This window comes from Traorella massiliensis, from assembly GCF_900104665.1.
In the GTDB taxonomy this organism is placed as follows: Bacteria; Bacillota_I; Bacilli_A; order Erysipelotrichales; family Erysipelotrichaceae; genus Traorella; species Traorella massiliensis.
In genome coordinates this window covers 1-1,461 of the sequence record NZ_LT629962.1, presented here as the reverse complement: position 1 = coordinate 1,461, position 1,461 = coordinate 1, and the positions used below count along the sequence as shown (strand labels likewise).

1 protein-coding gene is annotated in these 1,461 nt (G+C 29.1%); it reads right to left on the bottom strand.

Translation table 11 applies throughout. The annotated features are described in order from the left end of the window. Positions 1-707 precede the first annotated feature (707 nt). A complete protein-coding gene (locus tag BQ5367_RS00025; RefSeq protein ID WP_071440556.1) occupies positions 708-914 on the bottom strand; it encodes a hypothetical protein in 207 nt (68 codons plus the stop codon). Positions 915-1,461 lie beyond the last annotated feature (547 nt).

Genomic DNA, 1,461 nt, shown 5'->3' with positions numbered 1-1,461 from the left:
CAGGATGTAAAAGCAAATAATGATTCCTTTTTATGAAAAGTATTTCTGAATAAGGGTTATCACCACTATAATCATTACAGTAAATATTTTTTCATCATGTAAATAGACACTTTTATCGATATAATATGTATAAGAAAGAGGATTTTGAGGAAGGATAGGAATATGAGATGGTGTGCTCATATGAGAAGAGAAATATTTTAATAAAAATGATTCACTTTCATAGTAATTGATAATGGTCCTGTTCCAATAATAGGAACTGTCAATGATTTCTTTAGCTTTTGAAGTATCATTACCACCGCATACATGCGAGAAAGCAAGCTTAAAACTAAGATAAACTAAGTGATAAAACTCATAAGAAGATTGATAACGAAAGCAATTACTAGTATTTTTACCCAAATATCTTTTGAGAACCGGCAACATGATAAGACAAATTACAATAAAATGATAGCAAAGCTATAAAATATGTACGCAATAGAATCTGTTTAATTGACGAATAATATTTAAATCTTAAAAAGATAATTGTTAGGATATAGAATAAATATTCAAAAAAGAGGGCAATAAAAAGGTTGCTGGATAGAAATAACATTTTTATAGACTGAAATAAGACAAGAGACAAAAAGAGGGAGAGAAATAATAATAAAGCAATTGAAAAAAACAATTCATTTTTTTTCTGACTTCTAAAAAGTATCTTTTTTGTAGATCTTCCTCTATTGAGAAAATCTTGGTTTGTAAAGAATGATAATTGAAAAGTATTTAGTAGAGCAGATAAAATGATAATCAAGTTCTTCATAGTGTTTGAGCTGATGACCAGGAACATCGACCTCATCATTTGTAAAGCCCTGATTTTCATTAAATTCAACAGTATAATAGTCGTGATCGTTTGGTGCGTAAAAACAGATGATAATGCAGCTCATTCATTCTATCTGTCATCCTTGATTTGTCATATTGTTAAGATAGGTTTTAAGAACATCTTTTTCATAAATTGTAAAGTGAATGATTTTGTATTTTATTTTCATTCATTTCTCCCTATATTGTTGGCTGTTGATCAGCATTTGTTTTGAGTGCTTTGATTTAAGAATGAGCATTCATGTGGAATTGTTTGATAGTTTCCCTTTGTTCAGATGATTCATTAATTTGTCAGCTTTTGAACAGCAGATATGATTTCATTTCTACATTTTTCTTTAACTAAACTAAAAGAACATAGAACGTCTGTTCAGTCAAACTGGAAAGTTTTTTCCTTGCCAGAAACACCACTCTTTTCCTTATATTATTTATTACAATTTTAGCGTAATATTGAATATCGATAATGTCAATGCGAGCAATATAAAAATATTAAAAAAAAACAAAAAAAAGTAAAAAAAATATTGACAGAGGGAGGGGGAGGTGGTATTATATACAAGCACTCGCAAGAGAGCGCACGGTCTTTGAAAACTGAACAAGAAACGTCAATTTCGAAAGAAA

Excerpts from the sequence above, each read along its gene's own strand:
- BQ5367_RS00025 (WP_071440556.1), bottom strand. The coding sequence starts at position 914 with ATGAGCTGCATTATCATCTGTTTTTACGCACCAAACGATCACGACTAT.